Source organism: Pectobacterium parvum, from assembly GCF_020971565.1.
GTDB lineage: Bacteria > Pseudomonadota > Gammaproteobacteria > Enterobacterales > Enterobacteriaceae > Pectobacterium > Pectobacterium polare.
On sequence record NZ_CP087392.1, the window covers coordinates 871,212 to 896,777 of the forward strand.

The 25,566-nt window shown below is 54.8% G+C and carries 21 protein-coding genes and 3 tRNA genes; 13 read left to right on the forward strand and 11 right to left on the reverse strand.

The window, feature by feature from the left end; translation table 11 throughout:
- The first annotated feature begins 49 nt into the window (after positions 1-49).
- The 3 genes from deoA to deoD all read left to right on the forward strand — a co-directional run bounded on the left by deoA (position 50) and on the right by deoD (position 3,456).
- The gene (gene deoA / locus LOZ86_RS03945) at positions 50-1,378 is read left to right on the forward strand and encodes a thymidine phosphorylase (protein ID WP_039470747.1); all 1,329 of its coding nucleotides are present in this window, start codon (positions 50-52) and stop codon (positions 1,376-1,378) included.
- An 89-nt stretch (positions 1,379-1,467) separates the two neighbouring features.
- Complete coding sequence (gene deoB, locus LOZ86_RS03950) at positions 1,468-2,691, forward strand: phosphopentomutase (protein WP_039485939.1); 1,224 nt, start codon at positions 1,468-1,470, stop codon at positions 2,689-2,691.
- A gap of 45 nt (positions 2,692-2,736) precedes the next feature.
- A complete protein-coding gene (gene deoD / locus LOZ86_RS03955; RefSeq protein ID WP_039485937.1) occupies positions 2,737-3,456 on the forward strand; it encodes a purine-nucleoside phosphorylase in 720 nt (239 codons plus the stop codon).
- A 51-nt stretch (positions 3,457-3,507) separates the two neighbouring features.
- Here deoD and LOZ86_RS03960 read toward each other — a convergent pair whose 3' ends face one another.
- From LOZ86_RS03960 to LOZ86_RS03990, 7 genes are all read right to left on the reverse strand, one after another.
- Entirely contained in the window at positions 3,508-5,256 is a 1,749-nt protein-coding gene (locus tag LOZ86_RS03960; RefSeq protein ID WP_039485936.1) for an ABC transporter ATP-binding protein/permease, read from the reverse strand.
- A gap of 48 nt (positions 5,257-5,304) precedes the next feature.
- Positions 5,305-7,800: a TonB-dependent siderophore receptor gene (locus LOZ86_RS03965; protein WP_039485934.1), complete on the reverse strand. Its 2,496-nt coding sequence runs from the start codon at positions 7,798-7,800 to the stop codon at positions 5,305-5,307.
- A 152-nt stretch (positions 7,801-7,952) separates the two neighbouring features.
- Positions 7,953-8,915, reverse strand: coding sequence for a FecR domain-containing protein (locus LOZ86_RS03970; RefSeq protein ID WP_039485932.1), 963 nt, complete (start codon positions 8,913-8,915; stop codon positions 7,953-7,955).
- Positions 8,912-9,454: a sigma-70 family RNA polymerase sigma factor gene (locus LOZ86_RS03975; RefSeq protein WP_039485930.1), complete on the reverse strand. Its 543-nt coding sequence runs from the start codon at positions 9,452-9,454 to the stop codon at positions 8,912-8,914. The genes LOZ86_RS03970 and LOZ86_RS03975 overlap by 4 nt, the downstream gene beginning before the upstream one ends.
- 240 nt (positions 9,455-9,694) lie before the next feature.
- Positions 9,695-10,174, reverse strand: a complete 480-nt coding sequence (locus LOZ86_RS03980; protein ID WP_230242848.1) for a discoidin domain-containing protein — start codon at positions 10,172-10,174, stop codon at positions 9,695-9,697.
- 201 nt (positions 10,175-10,375) lie between these two features.
- Positions 10,376-10,819: a ribosomal protein S18-alanine N-acetyltransferase gene (gene rimI / locus LOZ86_RS03985; protein WP_014914153.1), complete on the reverse strand. Its 444-nt coding sequence runs from the start codon at positions 10,817-10,819 to the stop codon at positions 10,376-10,378.
- Positions 10,788-11,201 (reverse strand): DNA polymerase III subunit psi, encoded by a 414-nt coding sequence (locus tag LOZ86_RS03990; RefSeq protein WP_039485928.1) that lies wholly within the window; start codon positions 11,199-11,201, stop codon positions 10,788-10,790. Before LOZ86_RS03990 ends, rimI begins: the two co-directional genes overlap by 32 nt.
- Positions 11,202-11,360: 159 nt before the next feature.
- Here LOZ86_RS03990 and rsmC point away from each other — a divergent pair, with 159 nt between their 5' ends.
- Positions 11,361-12,410, forward strand: coding sequence for a 16S rRNA (guanine(1207)-N(2))-methyltransferase RsmC (gene rsmC / locus LOZ86_RS03995; protein WP_039485926.1), 1,050 nt, complete (start codon positions 11,361-11,363; stop codon positions 12,408-12,410).
- Between the two features lie 33 nt (positions 12,411-12,443).
- Here the strand turns inward: rsmC and LOZ86_RS04000 are convergent, their stop codons facing one another.
- Complete coding sequence (locus tag LOZ86_RS04000; protein WP_039485924.1) at positions 12,444-13,436, reverse strand: aldo/keto reductase; 993 nt, start codon at positions 13,434-13,436, stop codon at positions 12,444-12,446.
- Positions 13,437-13,549: 113 nt separating this feature from the next.
- Between LOZ86_RS04000 and LOZ86_RS04005 the strand changes: the two genes are divergently transcribed.
- The 4 genes from LOZ86_RS04005 to LOZ86_RS04020 all read left to right on the forward strand — a co-directional run bounded on the left by LOZ86_RS04005 (position 13,550) and on the right by LOZ86_RS04020 (position 14,941).
- Positions 13,550-14,458: a LysR family transcriptional regulator gene (locus LOZ86_RS04005; protein WP_039485922.1), complete on the forward strand. Its 909-nt coding sequence runs from the start codon at positions 13,550-13,552 to the stop codon at positions 14,456-14,458.
- Positions 14,459-14,558: 100 nt separating this feature from the next.
- Positions 14,559-14,645, forward strand: a tRNA-Leu gene (locus tag LOZ86_RS04010).
- A gap of 79 nt (positions 14,646-14,724) precedes the next feature.
- Positions 14,725-14,811: transfer RNA gene (locus LOZ86_RS04015), tRNA-Leu, on the forward strand.
- Positions 14,812-14,854: 43 nt separating this feature from the next.
- A tRNA-Leu gene (locus tag LOZ86_RS04020) sits at positions 14,855-14,941 on the forward strand.
- Positions 14,942-15,087: 146 nt separating this feature from the next.
- Here the strand turns inward: LOZ86_RS04020 and LOZ86_RS04025 are convergent.
- Both LOZ86_RS04025 and LOZ86_RS04030 read right to left on the reverse strand, forming a co-directional pair.
- Positions 15,088-15,378, reverse strand: a complete 291-nt coding sequence (locus LOZ86_RS04025) for a DUF1435 domain-containing protein (RefSeq protein ID WP_029369019.1) — start codon at positions 15,376-15,378, stop codon at positions 15,088-15,090.
- Positions 15,379-15,484: 106 nt separating this feature from the next.
- Positions 15,485-16,387: a LysR family transcriptional regulator gene (locus LOZ86_RS04030; protein WP_039485920.1), complete on the reverse strand. Its 903-nt coding sequence runs from the start codon at positions 16,385-16,387 to the stop codon at positions 15,485-15,487.
- A gap of 129 nt (positions 16,388-16,516) precedes the next feature.
- Here LOZ86_RS04030 and budA point away from each other — a divergent pair, with 129 nt between their 5' ends.
- On the forward strand, positions 16,517-17,299 hold the full coding sequence (budA, locus tag LOZ86_RS04035) for an acetolactate decarboxylase (RefSeq protein WP_039485917.1): 783 nt from the start codon (positions 16,517-16,519) through the stop codon (positions 17,297-17,299).
- A gap of 21 nt (positions 17,300-17,320) precedes the next feature.
- On the forward strand, positions 17,321-19,000 hold the full coding sequence (gene alsS, locus LOZ86_RS04040; protein WP_039485916.1) for an acetolactate synthase AlsS: 1,680 nt from the start codon (positions 17,321-17,323) through the stop codon (positions 18,998-19,000).
- An 80-nt stretch (positions 19,001-19,080) separates the two neighbouring features.
- On the opposite strand, the gene fucO is transcribed toward alsS, so the two are convergent.
- Positions 19,081-20,232: a lactaldehyde reductase gene (gene fucO / locus LOZ86_RS04045; protein ID WP_039485913.1), complete on the reverse strand. Its 1,152-nt coding sequence runs from the start codon at positions 20,230-20,232 to the stop codon at positions 19,081-19,083.
- A 550-nt stretch (positions 20,233-20,782) separates the two neighbouring features.
- Between fucO and gcvT the strand changes: the two genes are divergently transcribed.
- From gcvT to gcvP, 3 genes are all read left to right on the forward strand, one after another.
- Positions 20,783-21,898: a glycine cleavage system aminomethyltransferase GcvT gene (gene gcvT / locus LOZ86_RS04050; protein ID WP_039513448.1), complete on the forward strand. Its 1,116-nt coding sequence runs from the start codon at positions 20,783-20,785 to the stop codon at positions 21,896-21,898.
- Positions 21,899-22,145: 247 nt separating this feature from the next.
- On the forward strand, positions 22,146-22,538 hold the full coding sequence (gene gcvH, locus LOZ86_RS04055) for a glycine cleavage system protein GcvH (protein WP_111778392.1): 393 nt from the start codon (positions 22,146-22,148) through the stop codon (positions 22,536-22,538).
- A 118-nt stretch (positions 22,539-22,656) separates the two neighbouring features.
- Positions 22,657-25,548 (forward strand): aminomethyl-transferring glycine dehydrogenase, encoded by a 2,892-nt coding sequence (gcvP, locus tag LOZ86_RS04060; RefSeq protein WP_230242849.1) that lies wholly within the window; start codon positions 22,657-22,659, stop codon positions 25,546-25,548.
- The last annotated feature ends 18 nt before the right edge of the window (positions 25,549-25,566 follow it).

Sequence of the window (25,566 nt, forward strand, 5' to 3'; positions counted from 1 at the left end):
GCAGCGATAGGCTGCTGAGCCACATCAGAATTCATCAGGAGTACAGACCTTGTTTCTGATTCAAGAAATTATTCGTAAGAAGCGTGACGGAAAAGCTCTGAGCGAAGAAGAGATCCGCTTCTTTATCAACGGTATTCGTGACAATACCGTCTCCGAAGGCCAGATAGCAGCGCTGGCGATGACCATCTATTTTCACGACATGTCGATGGACGAGCGCGTGGCGCTGACGCTGGCAATGCGTGACTCCGGCACGGTGCTGGACTGGAAGAGTCTGAACCTGAACGGCCCGCTGGTGGACAAACACTCTACCGGCGGTGTCGGGGATGTCACTTCGCTGATGCTGGGGCCGATGGTCGCTGCCTGCGGGGGCTACGTCCCGATGATCTCCGGGCGCGGCTTAGGACACACCGGCGGCACGTTGGATAAGCTCGAAGCGATTCCGGGATTAGATATTTTCCCGAATGATGAAGATTTTCGCCGCATTATCCAGCAGGTTGGCGTCGCGATCATTGGACAGACCTCATCGCTGGCTCCGGCGGATAAACGCTTTTATGCCACGCGTGACATTACCGCCACGGTCGATTCCATCCCGCTGATCACCGCGTCAATTCTGGCAAAGAAACTGGCTGAAGGGCTGGATGCGCTGGTGATGGACGTCAAAGTGGGGTCGGGAGCGTTTATGCCGACCTATGAACTGTCCGAGCAGTTGGCGCAGGCGATTGTCGGCGTAGCGAACAACGCGGGATGTCGTACCAGCGCATTGCTGACAGACATGAATCAGGTGTTGGCTTCTAGTGCGGGTAATGCGCTAGAAGTGCGGGAAGCCGTGCGTTTCCTGACGGGGGAGAGCCGCAATCCGCGCCTGTATGATGTTACTATGGCGCTATGTGGCGAGATGCTGCTGGCGGGCGGACTGGCCAGCTCGGCGGACGATGCGCATTCACGTCTGCAAGCCGTGTTGGATAACGGCAAAGCTGCCGAAGTCTTTGGTCGCATGGTCGCCGCACAGCGTGGTCCGGGCGATTTTGTCGAACACTACGATCGTTACCTGCCGGTAGCGACATTAAGTAAACCGGTCTTCGCGACGCGTGAAGGCATCGTAACTGGGATGGATACTCGAGCGCTGGGCATGGCTGTTGTTTCGCTGGGCGGCGGACGCCGTCAGGCCACGGATACGATCGATTACAGCGTCGGTCTGGATAGCATGATCAGTCTGGGTGAGCGCGTTGATGCGCAGCGCCCGCTGGCGGTGATCCACGCCAATACGGAAGCGCAGTGGCAGCAGGCGGCGAATGAAGTTCGTGCTGCGATCCAACTGGGCGACACAGCGCCAGAAAAGACCCCGATGGTCTATCGCCGAGTGAGCGCAGAAGCGTGATCGCACAGGGCCAGTTAGTGGTCGTCTTGAATTGATTTTCCCCTGCCTCTCGGCAGGGCGTTAGCGCATAGCTGCGCAGGAGAAAAAGAATGAAACGTGCATATATTATGGTTCTCGACTCGTTTGGGATCGGCAGCAGTGCTGATGCAGAACGTTTTGGCGATGTCGGTTCAGATACGCTGGGCCATATCGCTCAGGCGTGTGCCGCGGGGACGGCGGATAAAGGGCGAAGTGGCAAACTGCATTTGCCGAACCTGAGCCGTCTGGGGCTGGGTAAAGCCGCTGAGGCCTCAACGGGAACCTTCCCGCCAGGGCTGGATGAAAACGCAGATATCATCGGTGCTTACGCGCACGCCAGCGAAATCTCCTCGGGTAAAGATACGCCGTCGGGCCACTGGGAAATTGCCGGTGTGCCTGTCCTGTTCGACTGGGGCTATTTTAAAGATGAAGAAAACAGTTTTCCGCAGGAACTGCTGGATAAACTGGTGAAGCGCGCCAATCTGCCGGGCTATCTGGGCAACTGCCACTCTTCCGGTACGGTGATTCTGGATCAGCTGGCTGAAGAACACATGAAAACCGGCAAGCCGATTTTCTACACCTCTGCGGATTCCGTGTTCCAGATTGCCTGCCATGAAGAAACGTTCGGTTTGGATAAGCTGTATGAGCTGTGTGAAATTGCCCGCGAAGAGCTGACCGAAGGGGATTACAACATCGGGCGCGTGATCGCACGTCCGTTTATTGGCGACAAACCCGGCAATTTCGAGCGTACTGGCAACCGTCACGATCTGGCCGTTGAACCGCCAGCGCCGACCATCCTGAAAAAAATGGTGGATGAAAAAGGCGGCGAAGTGGTTTCCGTCGGTAAGATTGCGGATATCTACGCGCAGGTCGGTATCACGAAGAAAGTGAAAGCTACCGGCATCGATGCGCTGTTTGACGCCACGCTGAAAGAAATGGATAGCGCAGGCGACAACACCATCGTGTTTACCAACTTTGTTGATTTCGATTCCGCCTACGGTCACCGCCGCGATATTCCGGGCTATGCTGCCGCGCTGGAGTTGTTTGACCGCCGCCTGCCAGAAATGCTGTCCCGCGTGAAGGGGGACGACATCCTGATTCTGACGGCTGACCACGGCTGTGACCCGAGCTGGCACGGCACCGATCACACTCGTGAGAACGTACCGGTGTTGATCTATGGGCCGAACGTGAAACCGGGGTCATACGGTCACCGTGAAACTTTCGCCGATATCGGGCAGACGGTCGCGGCCTACTTTGGCCTGTCGCCTATGGACTACGGCAAATCGATACTGTAAAACACACCGTTTTTTACGTGAACTTGATTAATAAGGAATAAACGCATGGCAACGCCACATATTAATGCAGAAATGGGTGATTTCGCGGACGTTGTACTGATGCCGGGCGACCCGCTGCGTGCTAAGTACATTGCGGAAACCTTTCTGGAAAATGCCCGTGAAGTGAACAACGTGCGTGGCATGTTAGGGTTCACGGGGACTTACAAAGGCCGTAAAATTTCGGTGATGGGTCACGGTATGGGTATCCCATCCTGCTCAATCTATGCGAAAGAACTGATCACCGAATTCGGCGTGAAGAAGATCATCCGTGTGGGTTCCTGCGGCGCGGTACGTGAAGATGTTCAACTGCGTGACGTGGTGATCGGTATGGGCGCCTGTACGGATTCCAAAGTGAACCGTATGCGTTTCAAAGATCACGACTACGCAGCGATTGCCGATTTCGACATGGTGCGTAATGCCGTTGATGCTGCTAAAGCTCGCGATGTTTCTGTCCGCGTTGGTAACATCTTCTCCGCCGATCTGTTCTACACGCCAGATCCGCAGATGTTCGACGTGATGGAAAAATACGGCATTCTGGGTGTGGAAATGGAAGCGGCCGGTATCTACGGCGTAGCGGCAGAGTTCGGTGCGAAAGCGCTGGCCATCTGTACCGTTTCTGACCACATTCGTACCGGTGCACAGACTACGTCAGAAGAGCGTCAAAACACCTTCAATGAAATGATCGAAATCGCGCTGGAATCCGTTCTGCTGGGTGATAACGAGTAAGTTCACATCAGCCCGGACGTTCGCACCGGGCTGTTTTTTCCTGTTTTCCCTTCACATCTTTCCATAAGCAACCTGCTGACTGTCCGCCGTTGGCGGTGCAACCGAAGGCTCGTCTGTGTGGTTCTCTGTGTGCGCTTTCTTCTCTGCTTCGAGCGGTGTTAACCGTACCTGATGTCTGAAACTGGCCTGTACGGCAGGCTGGTGGCTGACGGCCAAGACAATGGTTTGTGGCAGCGTAATCCTGATGTGTTCTAGCAACTGAAGCGCCGCCGCGTCATCGAGCTGGCTAGTAGCTTCATCCAGACAAAGTAGCGTCGGGCGCAGCAGTAGCGCACGCGCGAGCGACAGGCGCTGTTGTTCACCACCCGATAGCTCCCGACTCCAGTTTGCCTTGTCGTCCATACGGGGAATCAGCGCGGTCAGCCCGGTTTGTTCCAGCACCGCGACCAGCTGTGCAGTATCCGCTAACTGCGCCTGCGGATAACACAGTACCTGACGCAGCGTGTCCTGTGGTAAATAGGCCTTTTGCGGCAAAAACAGCGCGCGGCCCGCCGGGAAATGCCACTCGCCTTGTGAGACAGGCCACAGCCCCGCCAACGCACGCAGCAGCGTGGTTTTTCCCGTGCCGCTGGCTGCGTTAAGCGTCGCCCATTCGCCAGCCTGAAGCGTGAGCGTCAGTGGGGCGAAATACGGCGAACCATCGGGGCGCGGTACGGACAGCGCGTTGATATGCAGAGTATGGCCTTCATGGTGCGGAGCGTCTGGTGTTGGCAGTTGTTGTAAGCGGTGCTGGAATTCCCACAGGCGTTCAATCGTGGAGGACCACTGAACCAGCTGGCGATAGGCATCGATAAACCAGCCAAAGGCATCCAGCACATAGCCGAAGGCGGATCGCGCCTGCATAATCGCCCCGAGGCTAACCTGACGAGCGAGAAACAGCGGCAAGGTAGCGAAAACCGGAATAATCAGGCTGAAGCGGAAATAGCTGGTCGTAAAGCTTTCCAGCCGGAATTCCCGCGCCATTAAGCGCTGCCAGTTTTGCACGATGGGCTGGAAATACTGCCGCATCCGCTGCTGCTCAGCGTCACTCCCCTGATAAAACGCAATCTGCTCGCTGTTATCCCGTACCCGCAGCAGCGTGGCGCGATAGTCGGCCTCTGTCCGCTGACGCTCAATGTTCAGCTTGTGCAGGCGGTGCCCCAGCAGGTGCGTCACGATGCTGGCTACTGCGGCGTAAACCAGCGCGATCCACACCAGATAGCCGTGTATCGTGATGGTGTAGCCGCTCAGTGTGAAGGTATGGACGCCGGAAAGCTGCCAGAGAATGGCGATGAAAGAGAAAAAACGGGCGGTGTTTTTCAGCAGCGAAAGCAGGAGTTCGAGGCTTTGTTCGATCAGCAGGCGAATATCTTCCGCGATACGCTGATCGGGGTTATCCAGCCCTGAGTTGAGCTGATAGTGGGCGTGATGGCGCAGCCAATCCTGCTCATACTGCTGCGTCATGGTATCGCGCCAGCGGATAATCAGCTGTTTCTTGAGCCAGTTGCCGCAGATGATCACCAGCACGAACAGCAGCGTATAGGCCAGATAGCGCACGGCCATATCGTAGACTGATGCGTGCTGAAAATAGTCGGCCAGCGCGTCGTAAAAATCCCGACTCCAGTTATTGTACTGCACGCTGATCCACACGACGGAGAGCGTCAGGCTCATAATCAGCAACAGCAAAAACCACAGCAGCGTGGCGCGTGTAGTCAGCCAGAAAGGCGCGACCAGTGAATAAAAGCGTCTAAGCGTTTGCATAATGGAGGGGGCGATGGCCTGCCAGCAGAAGCCGGCAGGCGTGTTCGCTTAGAAATTCCACTTCGCGGTCAGCATGAAATTACGCGGATCGCCGTAATAGTTGTTGCCGCTAAGATGGCGGTTGTTCAGGTTTAAGAAGTAGGTTTTATCTGTCAGATTATTACCCACCAAATTGAAGCTCAGGTTTTTGCTGTGTTGATAACGGATATTGGCGTTAAACAGGGTGTAGCCGCCCTGATGCAGGCCATAAGCCCGATTAGGGTAGGTTTGCGTTTCGGTCTGTGCCGTCATACCCACGCCAATCGTCCATTGGTTCAATTCACTCGGCAGATTGTATGAGGTGTAGAGCTTGAACATATGCTTCGGCGTGCGGGGGCTGAACTGTGCGGCTCTTTCACTCGCGCTGCCTTCAAGATATTTACTGTTGGTCAGGGTATAACCCGCCTGAATCTGCCAGCCTTCGGCTAGTTTGCCCGTGACATCGAACTCGACTCCCTGGCTACGTACTTCGCCTTGAGCTTGGGAGCAGCTTGTCCCGATCAGGCAAACCGAGCTATCCGCGACCGCCATCGCACGGTTCGCCTGAATAATGCGGAACAGCGCCAGCGAGGTATTCAGATCGCCATCAAAGAACTCGCCCTTCACGCCGGTTTCATAGTTTGTGCCGGTAATAGCGGGCAGCAGATTACCGCGGCGGTCTTTTTCGCTCTGCGGCTTGTAGATCTCGGCGTAGCTCAGATACCAGGTGTAGTTGTCGGCGAAGTCCCACAGCAGGCCACCGTAAGGCACAAATTCATTGCTGGCATGCAGGCTGCTGAGTGAGGATGTATTGCGGAAATGGTTAGTGAAATATTCGTCGTAGCTGTAGGCGCTGTAGCGGCCACCCAGAATCAGCTTCCAGTCATCCGCCAGCTCGAATCTGGCCGTGGCGAACGCGCCGCGCTGATATAAATTAAAGCGGTCGTTGTAGTGATTGCTGTAGAGACTCGTATTTGACCAGTCTGGTTCTGCCAGCGAATTCGGCTGCCAGTTGAAGATATTCACGGTGCTGGTGTTGTTGATGCGGATGTGGTTGTTATCGAAGTTCTCTTTCTGATAATCACCGCCTACCACCAGTTCATGGTTGCGTCCCAGCAGTTCGAACGGGCCATTCAGGCTCAGGTTGTAACCCCACTGTTCTGCCTTATTGTCGTAGCGCAGATTATTGTTCAGCGACGAATTTCCTGTTGCCGTATTGACGCCGCTTGTGCCGTTCATGATGCCGATATAGCTGCTGTCTGCGCGGGAATGGATATAGTTCAGCGCAGTTTTCAGCGTCCAGTCGTTATCGAAGTGGTGCTCCAGTTCGACAAACGGGTTAATTTTTTCAAATTCGATACGGTTCCAGCTTGCGCCCAGATAGGTGGATCGCGGCAGATTCAGGCTGCTTTTATTGGTGGCGAACGGGATGCCATATACATCAGGCACGCCCCGGGTCTTTTGCCAGTTGATGCCGCCGGTGACCGTGGTGGACGGCGTCAGATCGTAGGCCAGCGTACCGAACAGCACTTTTCTTTCGCTGTGCTCGTAATCTTTAAAGCTCTGTCTATCCTGATAAACCCCAACGAGACGGCCGCGCAGGCTGGCATCGTCGTTCAGCGGCCCGGAGACATCGAGCTCGCTGCGGTAATTATCCCAACTGCCCGCGCCAACGCTGCCGGATGCCTGAAAGTTGTGGGTAGGCTGTTTGCGCACCAGATTAACGGTGCCGCCGGGTTCGCCATTGCCTTGTGACAGGCCGGACGCGCCGCGCAGAATCTCGACGCGGTCATAAATCGCCAGATCGGGTGATTCGCTAGAAGCCTGCACCGCGCCCATGTTGGAGACGCTGTTGTGGCTGGAGAAGTTCACTCCGTCTTCCTTGATATTATCCATCACGAAAGCACGCGATTCGTATTTCACCTGATAGCTATTCTGATTGACCACGTTAATGCCGGTGGTTTGCTTCATCGCCTCATCCAACGAGGTCATATTCTGATCGTCCATCCGCTGGCGTGTGACGACGCTCACCGACTGCGGCGTTTCTCGCGGCGACAGATTCAGCTGCGTTGCGGTGTTCATGCTGCGCGTGGTGTAGGACTGGGTGCCTTCAGTCACGCCGTGGCGGTTGACGCCCGCTACGACCAGCATTTCATCCCCCTGCGGTATTCTCTGTAAGCGCCAGACGCCGTTAGGCTGCGGAATCACCTGAAGCCCGCTTCCTGCCAGCAGTGCCGAAAACCCACCATCGACGCTGTAATTCCCTTGCAGGGACGGCCCGGTTTTTCCGGTTGCCAGCTGTGCATCGCCGACCAGATAAACGCCCGACTGGGCGGCAAATTGGTTTAGCTGCTGGTTAAGCGGCCCGGCAGAGATGGAATAGGTTTTGGGTGCCGCCGCGACTGTCGTTTCTGCTGCGATGGCAGTGAAATGGACGAACAGCGGTGCGCCGCACAGCAGCAGATGAACGGCAATTGCCAGTTTGGACGGTGTGCGCTGTGTAGAGAAAAATGGAATCAATGCCATGAAAATTCGCCTTCTGACCCAGAGTAAAAATTGGTGGTTTTACTGTGAATCGAACGACAGTGGAAAAAGGGGAACTCAAAAGAGAAAATTTTTTGGCTGTCTCCCAAAAAAACGGTATCCAAAAAAAGTGGTATCCGAAAAAGAGGGCGAGTTCAGCGCGGCTCGACGGTCACCCACCACGGAAAACGGCGATGGATGCGGACCGGGAAGGCCTGCGCCAGCATGTTCAGTGCCATGTCGGTGTCGGTTAGGGGGAAGGTGCCCATCACGCGTAAATCCGCGATGGCTGGCTGGCACGCCAGATAGCCGTGGCGATAGCGGGACAGCAGTGCCACGACGTCCCCCAACTGCATGTTGTCTGCCTGGAGCACGCCGTGTGACCAGTCTGCATCGTTCTGCTGGTTGGGTGAGATGTTCCCCTGACCGTCGGCGTTAAAACTCAGGTGATAGCCCGCGTTGACCCGACGTGCGGCGGAGGCGTACTTGGCGCTGACGTCGACCGCGTGTTGGTAAACGGTCAACGTGGTGGTGTCTGGCTCCTGTGCAACGCTGAAGCGTGTGCCCAGCGCCTGCAAGCGCCCTTGTGCGGTGGTGACGAAGAAGGGGCGAGCGTCGGCGGCGGTATCAATCAGAATATCCCCCGCCAGCAGGGCAATTTCCCGCCGCTGGTCGCTGTAGCGGATATCAATCGCGCTGGTGGTGTTCAGCCACAGTCGAGTGTTGTCCGGTAAGGTCAGCGGTTTGATTTCCCCAACGGCGCTGTGATGATCGGCCGTCATCGCTAGCAGTGAGCTTTTTAGCGGCGTGTGACGGTAAGTCAGCCAGGACAGCAGTGAACCGGTGCTGAGCAGGGCGGTGAGCTTGAGCGCACGGCGGCGAGTCATCGGTGCAGGCTGGTGCAGCAGCGTATTCAGCGCGGGTTGTTGACTGTCGCCACGCAGCGGCTGGAAACGCTGGCTGACCGTTTGCACGTATTCCCAGGCCTGACGATGTTCCTCGCTTTCGTCTATCCAGCGCTGCCAGTGGTGATAGTGCTCGTCGTCAGGTTCCCGATCGCACAGCTGGGCGTACCATTGCGATGCCTGCTGCAAGGCAATAAAGCTGGGCTTGTTCATGAATGAACGGCCTGACCGTCCGCGTCTATCTCCGCTTCCAGCAGCACACAGTGCAGCATGGCCTGCGCCATGTATTTTTTCACCATACGTTCGGAAACGCCCAGCGCCGTAGCAATTTCCCGATAGGGCAATCCCTGAACCTGCGCCATGATAAAGGCGGCGCGCACCTTTTCTGGCAGCGCCCGCAGCATGGCATCGACCTGATACAGCGCTTCGAGAATGATATTGCTGTCTTCCGCCGACAGGGCAACTGGCTCCGGCTGTTCGGCTAATGAGGTGAGCCAGACGCGCTCAATTTCCCGTTTGCGCCAGAGATCGACGCACATGCCTTGCGCCATCACGCTCAGGTAAGCCCTCGCGCCTGCGTGGCTGTCGAACTGGCGCGGTTTCAGCAAGAGCCGTAAAAATACATCCTGCGCCAGATCGGCCGCATCACACAGATTCCCCAGCCGTTTGCGCAATAGCCCTTGCAGCCAGCCATGATGCTGACAATAGAGCTGATGCAGATCTGCTGAGGTATCAATATTGGCTGATGACATGTCTGGTGCCTGAAACGGAGCGATAGTAGGTCAAATTTCAGGCGCATATTAGTTGAGAATGATTTTTATTTCAATGCTAAGGAAAATGTGGGTACTGATGGGGAGAGGGAAAAGGGAGGGGCAGTAAGCACGCTCGGTGATGCAAGGCGGGAATGCACCACACTCGATAGTAGCGTCGGGCGTGGTGCTTTCAACGACATCAGAAGCGATTGGCCTAAGTGCCAGACGATTCCGACAGTGTTACTTAATGGCCTGAGCCGGAACCTGTGCGGCGCTGTTAAAGCTGATCTCGTTGATGGCGCTCCATTTGTTCACATCGGTGCCAAACGTATCCAGCTTGAAGAATTTCGCTTTAACGGCAGGGAAGGTGAATTTTTCACCGTCTTTGGCATTGTTGGAGGTCACCAGATTGTCGGCCAGTTTTTGCCAGGTTTTCCCATCGGTGGAGTAGTAAACGGAGAATTTCAGTTTGCGCTCGTCCGCTTTGAAAGGAACCAGAACAAAGTTCTCAACCGACTGTTCTTTATCCAGTTCTAACTGAACCCAACTCTCACCATTTGCTGCCCAGCGCGTTTTTACGTCGCCATCGGCAATGTTGGCAGGTTTGTGGCCCTTGTCTGAATCATAAGCGGAAGCTGTCACCGCCGTTACTTGTACCGCGTAAGCGGAAAGAGAGAATAAGCCGCACAGGAGCGTCGTAGCCAGAGTGTATTTTTTCATATTATTCCTCGTAGATAACGGATAAACCATGCATGCCTGCAAACCAGAAACATGAAATGGAATCACATTGTGATAAAAAAGAAACGAGGTTTTATTTATGACGATCACGTTGCGGGGATTTTTCTGGCAGGAAAAAAGGCAGAGCGGGATGGGGCGCACATTATGGCACCCGCCAAGTAGCGAGTGCCGTAGATAAAGGTGTTAGCCGAGCGGCAGCGCCATGAGAATGGCGTCTTCCCGACCCTGTGCCGTGGGGTAGTAATCTCGGCGCACGGAGACTTCGTTAAATCCCAGACTTTCATACAGCGCGATGGCGCGCGCGTTTGACTCGCGGACTTCCAGCCACAGCGTCAGAATTCCGCGTCGCTCCATTTCGTCGATTAGGTGTTCCAATAGCTGGCGGCCCAACCCTTGGCGCTGATGATCGGGGTGCACCGCGATATTGAACAATGTCGCTTCATCCAGCACGACCTGCGTGATGGCGTACGCAGCAAGCTGCCCGTCATGCTCCAGTTTCAGGTTGAAATAACGCTCCCCCTGATTGCTGATAAACGTCTTTTCCGACCAGGGAAAAGCGTGGCTGACTTGTTCAATTTTAAAGGCTTGTGCCAGGTCAGCTGGCGTCAGAGAAGATATCGTGTTCATGTTCACAGATCTGTTGCCACAGCGCCCGTTTGGCGTCGGCATTTTGATAAAGTTCGGAAAGCAGAGGGCTGGAAAGCTGAACGCCCTGTAGCGCAATGGGTTCCGTGATGCCCAACCGCCAGCTGTGGCAGCGTGCATCGGCGGGCAGCATTTCGATCTGCTGTGGCGTCAGGCGATAGGCTTGCGCAGGCGTGAGCGCCAGACTGTGCAGCACGTCGGTCAGCAGCGGTTCATCATCGGCCAGCGGCTCGGCGGAGACGATCACCAAACGCACCTGTTCGGGCAGACTGACGGCGATTTCGCCTTGCAGCACTGTCGGGCGACGCAGCGTCCACTGCGTAATCCCCAGTTGCTGTAGCAGCCTGTCACGTCTTGATTCCATGCGTTATCCTGTCTGGCGTGCGAGAAAATAATTCGTGCCTATGCTAACAAACCCCGTCAGGCTGCGCCAACGTCGATGCGGTTATTTCCTCTCCGCTCTGCAACTTCGGGGACGAAGCGTATATAATCCCCCGCTCAATGATTAAGGAGCCGTAGCCCGATGTCCGCATTAACCCCCGCCAGTGAAGTCATACTGCGCCATAGTGACGAATTTCTTTCACGCCGAGTTCTGTTTGCCGGTGATTTGCAGGATACCCTGCCCGCGCAATTTGAGGCGGCGTCAGTGCGTGTCCATTGCAACCAATATCACCACTGGCAACAGATGGTAAAGCCACTTGGGGATAACGCTCAATATGGTCTGGTTGCGGATGCGGTGCTGGTGGCGGATAGCGACACGCTGATTTATTACTGGCCGAAGAGCAAACAGGAAGCAGAATTCCAACTGCGTAACTTGCTGTCCCTGATGCCGGTCGGTGCGGAAATCTTCGTTGTTGGGGAAAACCGCAGCGGCGTACGTAGTGCTGAACCCGTGCTGTCTGACTTCGTTGAGCTGGCAAAAATCGACAGCGCACGTCGCTGTGGGCTTTACCACGGTCGAATTGACAAGCAGGCCAGCTTCACGCTGGACGATTGGTGGGACGAGTATGTGACGGACGACGTGACCGTCAAAACGCTTCCGGGCGTCTTCAGTCGTGATGACCTGGATCCGGGTAGCCGACTGCTGCTGTCTACGTTTGAACCGCACATGAAAGGCAAAGTGCTGGATATCGCCTGTGGTGCAGGCGTGCTGGCATCGGTACTGGCGAAACAGTCGCCGAAAATCCGCCTGACGCTGAGCGATGTTAGCGCCGCCGCGGTGGAGTCCAGCAAGGCAACGCTGGCAGCGAATGCGTTAGAAGGCAGCGTGATTGCGAGTAACGTCTATTCAGACATCGACGGTCGCTTCGATATGATCGTGTCTAATCCACCATTCCATGACGGCTTGCAGACTAGCCTGCAAGCCGCTGAAATGCTGATTCGTGGCGCGGTGACCCATTTATCGATTGGCGGACAGTTGCGCATCGTCGCTAACGCCTTCCTGCCTTATCCAGCGCTGTTAGATGCCGCCTTTGGTAGCCATGAAGTGCTGGCGCAGACCGGGCGCTTCAAGGTATACCAAGCCATCGTGGGCCGCCCGCCGCGCAAAGGCACTAAAGGCCGTCGTCGGTAGTTCTTACTGATACTTCCTTTATTGATATTTCCTTTACTGATTTAGTGCTGCCATACTCTCCTTGCCGTAGCGTTCACCTGCTGCGGCATCGGGCGGGAAAATGGCATCAATGGCGGCCAGTTCCTCTTTCGTCAGCGTGACATCCAGTGCCGCGACGTTCTCTTCCAGATAGCGGCGGCGTTTAGTGCCAGGAATCGGCACGATATGTTCACCCTGTGCCAATACCCATGCCAGCGCCAGCTGTGATGGCGTAACCTGCTTTTCCTGCGCCAGTTGGTTGATTTTCTCTACCAATTGCAGATTTTTGCCGAAATTTTCCCCCGAGAAGCGTGGATTGGTACGACGGAAATCGTCGGCGGCCAGGTCGTCTGGGCTGCGAATCGCGCCGGTCAGGAAGCCACGCCCCAATGGGCTGTAAGGCACAAACCCGATACCCAGACGCTCACAGGCAGGCAGAATCTCGGCCTCCATATCGCGGGTCCACAGTGAGTATTCGCTCTGTAACGCCGTAATAGGGTGCACGCGATGCGCACGTTCCAACGTGGTGACGGAGGCTTCACTCAGGCCGATGTAGCGAATCTTGCCTTCCTGAACCAGTTCAGCCAGCGTGCCGACCGTCTCTTCAATGGGAACGGTTGGATCGATGCGGTGCTGATAGTAAAGATCGATAACGTCCGTACCGAGTCGCGTCAGGCTGCCTTCCACCGCGCGGCGGATGTAGTCTGGTTTACCGCAGACGCCGCGTGCGTTGGGGTTTGCCGGGTCGCGTACAATGCCGAATTTGGTCGCCAGAAAGACCTGCTCACGCTTGCCTTTTATCGATTTGCCGAGCAGCAGCTCGTTGGTGTGGGGGCCATACATATCGGCGGTATCCAGCAGCGTGACGCCCAGTTCCAGTGCGCGATGCAACGTGGCAATGGATTCTTTTTCATCCTGCGCGGTGGAGTAGAAATCACTCATTCCCATGCAGCCTAGCCCAATAGCCGAAACCTGCGGGCCGTTCGCGCCTAATTTGCGTTGTTGCATTGTCATCTTCCTCATCTCGTTGGCAGTGAAAGCAGTCTGGTTGTTTATCCAACAAAGATAAATACCGCTTTTTATGCAACACTATTCAAAAATAACCAACAATGGTGGCGGCGATGGATCACATTCAGGCGATGCGGGTTTTTGTGCGTATTGTCGAGCTGGGCAGCTTCAGCCGCGCGGCGGAGCGACTGACGTTGCCACGCGCGACGGTGAGCAACACCATCAAACAGCTTGAAGCTCGGCTGGGGGTTCGTTTGCTGCAACGCACGACCCGTCAGGTGCAGATCACCGATGAAGGGCGCGTTTATTATGAACGCTGCCTGCAATTGCTCGCGGAAATTGAAGAGATAGACACGCTGTTCACGCAGCAAAAGCAGCAGCCGGTGGGTAAAGTGCGGGTGGATATGCCGCACTCGCTGGCGCGGGAGATCGTCGTTCCGGCGCTGGGCGAGTTCTACGCGCGCTATCCGCAGGTGACGCTGATGCTGAGTGCCAACGATGCGGCGATTAACGTGCTGCGTGAAGGCGTCGATTGTGTGCTGCGCGCCTGGCAGACGGACGACGAAACGCTGGCGACCCGCCATCTGCCATCAATGCCGCAGATGACCTGTGCGTCGGCCGGCTATCTGGCGCGATACGGCGTGCCGCGTTCGCTTGATGAGCTGTCGGGGCATCAGATGGTCGGCTATTTCTCTTTGCGTACCGAACACCGTTATCCGCTGGAATTCATGTCAGGCGATGAGTGCATTACACGTATGTTGCCCGGTGCGTTGCAGGTTAACGGCACTGATGCCTACATCGCCAGCGCGCGTGCCGGGCTGGGGATTATTCAGGCACCGCGTCGCGGCCTACGCCCGTTTCTGGAAAGTGGGGAACTGGTGGAGATCCTGCCGGAAATGCCGCCGCCTGCGATGCCACTTTACGTGATGTATGCGCCCGGTCGTTTTCTCGCGCCACGGATTCGGGTGTTTATAGAATGGCTCGATGAGCTCTTTACGCGCAACGCCGCAGCGAGATGGTGATTTTTGCAGCAAACCCCGCATTCCAGAGGAAATAATCATTGACGTGAACGCGAAAACCTCTAGAATTCGCCCCCGTAGTGATATTGCGTAAAGCAGTGTTGCGAAGGTGGCGGAATTGGTAGACGCGCTAGCTTCAGGTGTTAGTGTTCTTACGGACGTGAGGGTTCAAGTCCCTCTCTTCGCACCAACATCACTACAGCGGTTCTGGTTTGTCGAACCGAAGTAGTAAATCAATATCACGTAGTAAAAAATTGCATGACAGAGTTGCGAAGGTGGCGGAATTGGTAGACGCGCTAGCTTCAGGTGTTAGTGTTCTTACGGACGTGAGGGTTCAAGTCCCTCTCTTCGCACCATGTCGTGATAGATTTATTGTATAAGACAAACAACGTTCTCAGTGCGAAGGTGGCGGAATTGGTAGACGCGCTAGCTTCAGGTGTTAGTGTCCTTACGGACGTGAGGGTTCAAGTCCCTCTCTTCGCACCACAGATTCCCTCTGTGCTCCCCTGATTTTCTTCCCTATTTATTCTCTCTTATCCCGTTTCTGGCTATGTCGTTTTCTTGCGATATTTACCATTCTGGGCTTGTGTACTATCCCTCGTTTATTGATCCATTTACTGATCAACATACATTTACAGCGTCGTTAGATTAAACGTGACGGACAGCGCCGCCAAACCGCCAGCCAGCGCAATGCAGGATGGCAGTAGTAAATAGTGGCGTAAGCGTTGATGGAACAGCATGACAAGCGTCGCCAGCAGGGCGATGGCGATAATCACTTTTAAATGCGTCAGGTTTAGGTTGAGCAGCGCCAATAGCGGCATGATAGCGCAAGGCAGCAGCACGCCCCACGCACTAGACAGATGCTTCCCCATACACCAACTCACACCCCATAGCCCGCAGGCTGTGATCATTGCTGTCAGCATTTTTCCATCCGTCAAAAATGATAATGATAACTAATATCATATAAGAATTTATATCAATTACTAGCTTTTTGACGAGCAGATTGTTGGAATTTTCTACCTAGGCGCGTTAATCGGGATGTTGAGTGCTTAAATGCTGGCGTATCAGGTGGATCATATTCACGATAGCGGCAGATCGTTCATGTTTACGCCAGATAGCCGCAATTTGTGTATGGATTTCGGGCATGCCAATATCATGATAGGTCACATTATCTGCCTTAATACAGGCGAGAGATTCCGGCACAAGCGTGATGCCGAACCCTGCGGCGACCATCCCGATGGTGGCCGTTAACTGCGGAGCAAATGGACTGGGTCTGGGGCCATAGCCTGACAGATAGCAGGTGCGGATAATCATATCGTGCAGCCCCGGGCATACCTCGCGCGGGAAAATAATCAGTGGCTCCTGACGCAGTTCGCTGAGTGAAACCTGTGCTTTATGGCTAAGCGCGTGTCCTGCGGGTAACACCAGCTTCATCGGCTCTTCGGCCAAAATTTCCCCGTTAATATCATCACTGAGATCGCAGGGTAGGCGCAGAAATGCGATGTCGATATTGCGTTCTTGCAGCGCCGTGATGAGCGCAGCCGGATTTTCCTCCTTTGGCAGCGGCTGAACGTGTGGATGCTGCTGACAGTAACGATGCAGCAGCGCAAGCACGGTCGGGTGGAACATGGCCGACGGCGAAAACCCCACGTTCAGGCTACCTTTCTCACCTCGCGCAATGCTTCTTGTCCGCGCGATTGCCGAATCGGTCAACTGCAAAATCTGACGTGCATCTTCATACAGCGCTTGTCCCGCTTCCGTCATTTCTACGCCGCGCGTCAGGCGCTTGAACAGCGGTGTGCCGATCTCCTGCTCGAATTTCTTGATCTGCTGGCTGAGGGGCGGTTGTGACATCCCCAGATTTTCTGCTGCACGCGTGAAATGCTTTGCTTGGGCAACGGCGACAAAATAGCGCAGATAACGTAGCTCCATTTACGTAACTCCATATGTTTCCGATCTTGAAATGACCTTTATTGCATATTGGAATTTTGTTCTCTTCCGCGTCAATCTTTATCTAAATATTAGTAACGTTTAAGTAATTGGTGCAGGAAGAAGGAATGTATGAAAACGAGTATTGGTGAGGAATCCTGTGAGGAAGCCTTTGTTAAGTATGCTTATGATTTCCATAAACAGCATGCAGACAGCGTTATTTATCAGACCTCATTAATGAGTGGGCTAATAAATGGCGTCTATGAAGGCCGTCGAACGATGGCTGAATTGCTGGAGCATGGCGATTTTGGATTAGGAACTTTTAATAGTTTGGATGGGGAACTGATTGCGCTGAATAGCCAGATTTTCCAACTGTTATCCGACGGTAGCGCACGAGCGGCGAAGCCGGATCAAAAAACGCCGTTTGCGGTCATGACGTTCTTTCGCCCGACGGAAACGATCCGTTTTGATCGCTGGACCTCGCGTGAAGAAGTGCACCGTCAGATCGATGAGATTGTGGGAACAGATAATTTGTTCTGTGCGTTACGGGTTGATGGGAATTTTCGCTGTGTTGAAACGCGTACCGTCCCCCGGCAGTGTCGGCCTTATAAACCGATGCAGGAAGCTGTTGAAGGACAGCCGACGTTTCATTTTGAACACCGTAACGGCAGTGTTATTGGGTTTCGCAGCCCAGCTTATACTCAGGGAATTAATGTCGCGGGTTACCACGAACATTTCATTACTGACGATCGCCAAGGCGGCGGCCATATTCTGAATTATGACGTTGAAAACGGCACGCTGACATTTGGTGTGATTGCCAAATTGATTATCGACCTGCCTCAGGATCGGGAGTTTCTCAATGCCGATCTGTCATCAGAAAATCTCAATAGCGTAATCCAGTCAGTAGAGAGCTAGTCATTTCATCGGAGTCATGTCATGGAAAAGTCCACCGAACAGCAAAGCTGGAGTAGCGGAGCCGAGCTGATTGTAAAACACCTGGAAGCGCAGGGCGTGAAGCATATTTTTGGTATTCCCGGCGCAAAAATCGATCGCGTGTTTGATGAGCTGGAAGACTCGACGATTCAAACGATCCCAGTACGCCATGAGGCAAACGGGGCGTTTATGGCGGCGGCGATAGGTCGTCTCACAGGGAAAGCGGGGGTGACGCTGGTGACATCCGGCCCCGGCTGTTCAAATTTAGTGACTGGGCTGGCAACGGCGACCGCAGAGGGAGATGCCGTTGTGGCGCTGGGCGGGGCGGTTAAGCGGGCAGATAAGCTCAAGTTGACGCACCAGAGTCTGGACACCGTCAGTCTGTTTCAGCCGGTCAGTAAATTTAGTGCGGAGGTCACGGCTTCCTCCGCCATATCGGAAGTGTTAGCGAATGCTTTCCGGGCGGCGGAAAGTGGGCGTCCCGGGGCGGCGTTTGTCAGCCTGCCGCAGGATATCGTCAATGAACCGGTTATTAGCCCGGTATTGGCCTGTCCGAACTTGCCGCTATTAAACGGCGCACCGCAGAGTGACATTGCCGAAGCGGCCAAGCGGCTGCGGCAGGCTAAAAATCCGGTATTGCTGCTCGGATTAATGGCCAGCCAGCAGGAAAATGCACAGGCACTGCGTCGTTTTCTGCACCATAGCCAACTACCAGTTACCAGCACGTATCAGGCTGCTGGTGTGATCGATCAGCAACAGTTCGATCACTTTGCCGGACGTGTCGGGTTATTCAACAATCAGGCCGGTGATAAGCTGTTGCAACAGGCGGACGTGATTGTCACCGTGGGCTACAGCCCGATTGAGTACGATCCGGTTTTGTGGAACAACGGCAAGGCAACGCTGATTCACATCGATGTACTGCGAGCGGAGATCGACAGTGCCTATCGCCCTGATATCGAACTGCTAGGGAATATTGCGATGACGGTGGATGCGCTGAACACCTGTATCAGCGAACCGTTTATCTTGTCTTCTGGCACGCAGGCAGTGTTACAGGATCGCCAACGTCAGCGCCACGATCTTAGTACGCGCGCTATCAACATGGCAGGATTTGCGATCCACCCTTTGCGGCTGGTGCGGGCGATGCAGGATATTGTGAACGAGGATGTCACGCTGTGTGTGGATATGGGGAGTTTCCATATCTGGCTGGCGCGTTACCTGTATAGCTTCCGGGCGCGACAGATTCTAATGACCAACGGACAGCAGACGATGGGGGTTGCGCTACCGTGGGCAATTGCCGCATCGCTGGTGCAGCCCGGCAAAAAAGTGGTGTCTGTTTCCGGTGACGGCGGGTTTATGCAGTCCAGTATGGAGCTGGAAACAGCGGTACGCCTGAAAAGCAATCTCTTGCACATCATCTGGGTGGATAACGGCTACAACATGGTGGAAATCCAGCAAGTGCACAAATACCATCGTCCGGCAGGTGTGGCGTTCGGGCTGATAGATTTCAAAGCGTATGCGGAAGCGTTTGGTGCGAAAGGGTTTGCGGTGGAGTCAGCTGATGAACTGGTCAGCAAACTCCGTCAGGCAATGGATGTTGACGGCCCCGCTGTGATTGCGATCCCCGTTGATTATTCTGATAACCACTGGTTGATGAAGAATCTAAATATTAGCGTGCTGATTTAGTTTGTATAAATTTTTTGCCCGCTTATTTGTGCCCGCGTAATAACGATTGCGGGCACAAAACAGAGCCTTGTTATAACGCGTTAATAAATCGACTGATACAGCGCGTTAATCTCATCGATATTCGTATCGCGCGGGTTGCCGCCGGTACAAATGTCATCAAAGGCGGCCTGTGCCAGTGCGGGAATATCTTTTTCTCTTACCCCAACATTGCGCAGTCTCGGTGGAATATCTACATCGTGGGAAAGCTGCCTCACGGCGTTAATTGCGGCTTCCCGCGCTTGAGTAATCGGCATCTCTGCTGCGCCTTTTACCCCCATTGCCACGGCGATGTCTCGGAATTTTTCACCAGTATAATCGGCGTTGTAGGCCATGATATGCGGCAACAGGATCGCGTTAGCAACGCCGTGTGGCGTGTTGTAAAACGCGCCAAGCGGGTGCGCCATACCGTGTACCAGCCCAAGCCCGACGTTCGAGAACCCCATGCCAGCGATGTATTGCCCCAGCGCCATCTCTTCCACGCCTTTTGGTTTCCCGGCGACGGAATCGCGCAGTGAACGGCTGATAATTTCAATGGCCTTCAGGTGTAGCGTATCGGTCAGCTCCCAGGCAGCTTTAGTGGTGAAGCCTTCAATGGCGTGCGTCAGGGCGTCAATCCCCGTAGCGGCTTTCAGCGAGGCAGGCATGCTCATCATCATGTCGGGATCGACGATGGCGACAATCGGAATATCATGCGGATCGACGCACACGAATTTGCGGCGTTTTTCTTCATCCGTGATGACGTAGTTGATAGTAACTTCTGCGGCCGTGCCGGAGGTGGTCGGGATCGCGATAATCGGGACGGCAGGGCGTCGGGTGGCCGCAACGCCTTCCAGACTGCGGACATCGGCGAATTCAGGGTTATTGATAATAATCCCGATAGCCTTGCAGGTATCCTGCGGTGAGCCTCCGCCAACCGCGATCAGGTAATCGGCCTGCGATGCCTTGAAGCGTTCGACGCCCTTTTCCACCACGGCGATAGTTGGGTTGGGAATCACCTCATCGTAGATATCGTAGGGTAAGCCTGCTGCATCCAGCTTCGCCGTGACGTTGGTCGCGACGCCAAATTTTACCAAGTCCTTGTCCGTCACTAGCAGCGCTTTTTTGAACCCCCGTCGCTTCACTTCATCGACGATGTGCGCAATCGCGCCCGTGCCAAAGTAGGACGTTTCGTTAAGGATCATTCTGTTAGCCATCATCTATCTCCTAATCACGTTTGATTTTGATAAAGCGAAAAATACATGCTGCGCAATTCCTTGCTATTAGTGTGGGATAAATCGGTTATCAGCGCCTTCCGTCAGGTGCCATGTCATCTTGTTCGTTGGCACTGAGGTAAAGACGCCTGAGAAGCGGTTCACAGAATGCAAGTGAGGAGGGAGTCAGGTTGGGAGTCGTTGTTGGTTTTTGATTGAAAAAATCTAATTTAGGTTTGTTTTTATCATTATATTATCTAATCCGGACGGCGTTTTCAGTTGGGTGTCAATGCCTGCGTTAGCCAGTTTTAATGTCATTAATTTGTGGTTTTCTCTGATTTAAATAAATTACGTGCTTATTTTTGTCATTTATTAAGAATATTACGCTGCTTTGTTTTTTGTGGGCGGCTCGACTTTCTTTGTCTTCTATATAATTTATCTTATGCCTAAGAGAGTGGTTTAACCTGCGCGTCGGTGGTAAGTTCAGTCATAAGATATCGTTTGCGCAGTGTGTTTTATCGCCTGAACGCCATGCGCTGAAGAGGGATGAAGAATGGCAAAGCAGACCCCGTTGTACCAACAACATTTGGCCGATGGCGCCAAAATGGTGGATTTTCACGGCTGGATGATGCCGCTGCATTACGGCTCTCAACTGGATGAGCACCACATTGTGCGTCGGGAAGCCGGCATTTTTGATGTCTCCCACATGACCATCGTCGATTTGCACGGCGTGAGAACGCGTGAATTCCTGCGCTATCTGCTGGCGAATGATGTCGCCAAACTCACACAGCTGGGCAAAGCGCTTTATAGCGGCATGTTGAATGCCTCCGGCGGCGTCATCGACGATCTGATCGTTTATTTTCTCACGGAAGACAATTTCCGTCTGGTCGTGAACTCCGCGACCCGTGAAAAAGATCTCGCCTGGATCGAGCAGCACGCTGCACCGTTCGGGGTTGAAATCCGTGAGCGCGACGATCTGGCGCTGGTTGCGGTGCAAGGTCCGCAGGCGCAGGAAAAAGTGCAAGAAATCCTGAAGGCAAAAGGCCTGAGTGATGCAGACGTGGCTGCTGTCGCCAGCATGAAGCCATTTTTTGGCAAGCAGGCGGGCGACTTCTTCGTTGCCACAACAGGTTATACGGGCGAAGCCGGTTATGAAATCGCGCTGCCGAATGAGCAGGTGGTCGATTTCTGGCAACAACTGCTGGCTGTTGGCGTGAAGCCATGCGGACTGGGCGCACGCGATACGCTGCGGCTGGAAGCGGGGATGAACCTGTACGGTCAGGATATGGATGAAGGCATTTCGCCGCTGGCGGCCAATATGGGCTGGACAATCGCCTGGCAGCCGGAGGATCGCGAGTTTATCGGGCGTGAGGCATTAACGCATCAGCGTGAAAAAGGGACCGATCAACTGGTTGGTTTAGTGCTGACGGAAAAAGGCGTATTGCGCAATGATTTACCTGTGCGCTTTACTGATAGTGATGGTGTGATGCGAGAAGGGGTCATCACCAGCGGATCGTTCTCGCCGACGCTTGGCGTGAGCATCGCGCTGGCGCGTGTTCCGGTGGGGATTGGTGAGCAGGCGATTGTGCAGATTCGTCACCGCGAACTGCCTGTCCACGTGACCAAACCCGGCTTTGTCCGCGCCGGAAAAGCCATCGTTCAGTATTGAATAACTTCTTATGTCATACCCTAAATAATTCAGGTTGCAGGAAGGCGGCGACACAGTGAATCCCCGGGAGCTTACACAAGTAAGTGACTGGGGTGAGCGAGGACAAATTGGCTTAGCCAATTTGAACGCCGCTTGCGGCGGCCCGTCAGGGCGAGGCTCAGCGATGAGCCGAGTATTGCCAACGCACATGCAGCTTGAAGTATGACGGGTAGCGCACGGGATTAACGACTTTAGGAAAGGGGATGCAATGAGCAACGTACCAGTAGAATTAAAATACACCACGTCGCACGAATGGGTGCTGCACGAGGGCAACGGTGTCTACAGCGTGGGCATTACCGAACACGCGCAAGAGCTTCTGGGTGACATGGTCTTTATCGATTTGCCGGAAGTGGGCACAGTCGTCGCCGCAGGCGATGACTGTGCGGTGGTAGAGTCGGTAAAAGCGGCGTCGGATATTTATGCGCCCATCAGCGGTGAGATCGTGGAAGTTAACGAAGATCTGGAAGGCTCCCCAGAGCTGGTCAACAGCGCGCCTTATACTGATGGTTGGCTGTTCCGCATCAGAATTTCTGATGAGTCTGATTTGGACGAACTGCTTGATGCAGAAGGCTATCAGGCGTCGCTAGAAGAAGACGAGTAGTTATCGCGCTCCCGGTTTTGCTGAACCGGGGGCGTTTTGTTTTATTCGCCCGCGTCATCTTTCAGCGCGGCAGCGATCACGATTGATGCAAGCACGATTAATGCAGGAAATTACTGTAATGACCCAGACACTCAGTCAACTCGAACATGACGGCGCGTTTATCGAGCGCCATATCGGTCCTTCCGTCAGCCAACAGCAGCACATGCTGTCGGTGGTCGGCGCGACGTCGCTGGATGCGCTGATCCGCCAGATTGTCCCGGTGGACATTCAATTGCCCAGCCCGCCAGCGGTGGGAGAGGCGGTGACGGAACATGAAGCGTTAGCTGAGCTGAAGGCCATTGCAGGACGCAATCAATGTTATAAAAGCTACATCGGCATGGGCTACAGCGCGGTGCTGATGCCGCCAGTGATTTTACGCAACGTGCTGGAAAATCCAGGCTGGTACACCGCCTATACGCCGTATCAGCCGGAAGTCTCTCAGGGGCGTCTTGAGGCGCTGCTGAATTTCCAGCAGGTCACACAGGATTTAACCGGTCTGGATTTGGCCTCCGCGTCGCTGCTGGATGAAGCGACCGCTGCGGCGGAAGCGATGGCGATGGCTAAGCGCATCAGCAAACTCAAACAGGCCGAACGTTTCTTCGTCGCCGACGACGTGCATCCGCAAACGCTGGACGTGGTGCGTACCCGTGCAGAAACTTTCGGTTTTGAAATTGTCATCGGTAAAGTTGAAGAAGCGTTGAAAGACGATGCAGTGTTCGGTGTTCTGCTGCAACAGGCAGGGACAACGGGCGAACTGCATGATTACAGCGACCTGATGGCCGCACTGAAAGCACGAAAGGTCGTCAGCTGCGTGGCGTCGGACATCATGGCGCTGGTATTGCTGACTGCGCCGGGCAAGCAGGGCGCGGATATCGTCTTCGGCTCCGCACAGCGCTTTGGCGTACCGATGGGCTACGGTGGGCCACACGCGGCGTTCTTCGCCTGCCGTGATGAACATAAACGTGCCATGCCGGGACGTATTATCGGCGTGTCGCGCGATGCGACAGGTAATACCGCGCTGCGCATGGCGATGCAGACGCGTGAACAACACATTCGCCGCGAGAAGGCGAACTCCAATATTTGTACCTCGCAGGTGTTGCTGGCCAACATTGCGGGGATGTACGCGGTATTCCACGGGCCGGAAGGGCTCAAACGTATCGCAGGACGCATCCACCGTCTGACCGATATTCTGGCGGCGGGATTAACACAGGGCGGACTGCTGCTGCGTCATCGCAGCTGGTTCGACACGCTGACTATCGAAGTCGCGGACAAAGACGCGGTGCTGAGCCGGGCATTAAGTTTTGGCATCAACTTGCGCAGCGATCTGGCGAGTGCGGTAGGCATCACGCTGGATGAAGCGACCACGCGTGAAGATGTGCTGGCGCTGTTTGCCGTGCTGTTAGGCGACGATCACGGGTTGGATATCGATGCGCTTGATGCGGCCATCGGCCAGAAAGCGGCAACGATCCCTGCTGGGCTGGTGCGCCACGACGCGATTCTGTCGCATCCGGTGTTCAACCGCTATCACAGCGAAACCGAGATGATGCGCTACCTGCACCGTCTGGCGCGTAAAGATCTGGCGCTGAATCAGGCGATGATCCCGCTCGGTTCTTGCACCATGAAGCTCAACGCAGCGGCGGAAATGTTGCCGATTACCTGGCCGGAATTTGCCGAGCTGCATCCATTCTGTCCGACGGAACAGGCGCTGGGCTATCGTCAGATGATCGAACAGCTATCGGGCTGGCTGGTGCAACTGACGGGCTATGACGCGATTTGCATGCAGCCCAACTCAGGCGCGCAGGGTGAATATGCGGGGCTGCTGGCGATCCGTCGCTATCATGAAAGCCGCAATGAAGCTGGCCGTAATCTTTGTCTGATTCCTAGCTCCGCCCACGGAACGAACCCGGCATCGGCGCAGATGGCGGGGATGGACGTGGTAGTAGTCGCCTGTGACAAGCAGGGCAATATCGATCTGCACGATCTGCGTGAGAAAGCGCAGGCGGCGGGCGAACAGCTTTCCTGCATCATGGTGACCTATCCATCCACTCACGGCGTCTATGAAGAGACGATCCGCGAAGTGTGCCAGATCGTGCATCAATACGGCGGTCAGGTGTATCTGGACGGTGCGAACATGAATGCGCAGGTTGGCATCACGACGCCGGGCTACATTGGTGCAGACGTCTCGCACCTGAACCTGCATAAAACTTTCTGTATTCCACACGGCGGCGGCGGGCCGGGCATGGGGCCGATTGGCGTGAAAGCGCATCTGGCACCGTTTGTACCGGGTCATCAGGTGGTAAAAATCGAGGGAGTGCTGACGGAACAAGGCGCGGTCTCTGCTGCACCGTTCGGCAGTGCGTCTATTCTGCCGATTAGCTGGATGTACATCCGCATGAGGGGCGCGGAAGGGCTAAAACAGGCTAGCCAGATGGCGATCCTGAACGCCAACTACATCGCGACGCGCTTGCAGCAGGCGTATCCGGTGCTCTACACCGGCCGTGACGGTCGCGTGGCGCACGAGTGCATTCTGGATATTCGTCCGCTTAAAGAGAGTACGGGTATCAGCGAGATGGATATCGCCAAGCGCCTGATCGACTACGGTTTCCATGCACCGACCATGTCGTTCCCGGTAGCGGGCACGCTGATGGTAGAACCAACGGAATCGGAGAGTCAGGTAGAGATCGATCGCTTTGTTGACGCGATGCTGGCGATCCGTGCTGAAATCAACCGCGTCGCGCAGGGCGAATGGCCGCTGGATGACAATCCGCTAGTCAACGCGCCGCACACGCAGGCGGAGCTGGTAGCCGACTGGGCGCATCCGTACAGCCGCGAGCTGGCGGTCTTCCCAGCAGGCAGCGAACACAAATACTGGCCGAGCGTGAAGCGTCTGGACGACGTTTACGGCGACCGTAACCTGTTCTGCTCGTGTGTGCCGATGAGCGACTATGCACTTTCACCTGAGTCAGTGTAAAGGGAAGAGTATGCTTCA

Excerpts from the sequence above, each read along its gene's own strand:
- deoB (WP_039485939.1), top strand. The coding sequence starts at position 1,468 with ATGAAACGTGCATATATTATGGTTCTCGACTCGTTTGGGATCGGCAGC.
- deoD (WP_039485937.1), top strand. The coding sequence starts at position 2,737 with ATGGCAACGCCACATATTAATGCAGAAATGGGTGATTTCGCGGACGTT.
- LOZ86_RS03960 (WP_039485936.1), bottom strand. The coding sequence starts at position 5,256 with ATGCAAACGCTTAGACGCTTTTATTCACTGGTCGCGCCTTTCTGGCTG.
- LOZ86_RS03965 (WP_039485934.1), bottom strand. The coding sequence starts at position 7,800 with ATGGCATTGATTCCATTTTTCTCTACACAGCGCACACCGTCCAAACTG.
- LOZ86_RS03970 (WP_039485932.1), bottom strand. The coding sequence starts at position 8,915 with ATGAACAAGCCCAGCTTTATTGCCTTGCAGCAGGCATCGCAATGGTAC.
- LOZ86_RS03975 (WP_039485930.1), bottom strand. The coding sequence starts at position 9,454 with ATGTCATCAGCCAATATTGATACCTCAGCAGATCTGCATCAGCTCTAT.
- LOZ86_RS03980 (WP_230242848.1), bottom strand. The coding sequence starts at position 10,174 with ATGAAAAAATACACTCTGGCTACGACGCTCCTGTGCGGCTTATTCTCT.
- rimI (WP_014914153.1), bottom strand. The coding sequence starts at position 10,819 with ATGAACACGATATCTTCTCTGACGCCAGCTGACCTGGCACAAGCCTTT.
- LOZ86_RS03990 (WP_039485928.1), bottom strand. The coding sequence starts at position 11,201 with ATGGAATCAAGACGTGACAGGCTGCTACAGCAACTGGGGATTACGCAG.
- rsmC (WP_039485926.1), top strand. The coding sequence starts at position 11,361 with ATGTCCGCATTAACCCCCGCCAGTGAAGTCATACTGCGCCATAGTGAC.
- LOZ86_RS04000 (WP_039485924.1), bottom strand. The coding sequence starts at position 13,436 with ATGCAACAACGCAAATTAGGCGCGAACGGCCCGCAGGTTTCGGCTATT.
- LOZ86_RS04005 (WP_039485922.1), top strand. The coding sequence starts at position 13,550 with ATGGATCACATTCAGGCGATGCGGGTTTTTGTGCGTATTGTCGAGCTG.
- LOZ86_RS04025 (WP_029369019.1), bottom strand. The coding sequence starts at position 15,378 with ATGCTGACAGCAATGATCACAGCCTGCGGGCTATGGGGTGTGAGTTGG.
- LOZ86_RS04030 (WP_039485920.1), bottom strand. The coding sequence starts at position 16,387 with ATGGAGCTACGTTATCTGCGCTATTTTGTCGCCGTTGCCCAAGCAAAG.
- budA (WP_039485917.1), top strand. The coding sequence starts at position 16,517 with ATGAAAACGAGTATTGGTGAGGAATCCTGTGAGGAAGCCTTTGTTAAG.
- alsS (WP_039485916.1), top strand. The coding sequence starts at position 17,321 with ATGGAAAAGTCCACCGAACAGCAAAGCTGGAGTAGCGGAGCCGAGCTG.
- fucO (WP_039485913.1), bottom strand. The coding sequence starts at position 20,232 with ATGGCTAACAGAATGATCCTTAACGAAACGTCCTACTTTGGCACGGGC.
- gcvT (WP_039513448.1), top strand. The coding sequence starts at position 20,783 with ATGGCAAAGCAGACCCCGTTGTACCAACAACATTTGGCCGATGGCGCC.
- gcvH (WP_111778392.1), top strand. The coding sequence starts at position 22,146 with ATGAGCAACGTACCAGTAGAATTAAAATACACCACGTCGCACGAATGG.
- gcvP (WP_230242849.1), top strand. The coding sequence starts at position 22,657 with ATGACCCAGACACTCAGTCAACTCGAACATGACGGCGCGTTTATCGAG.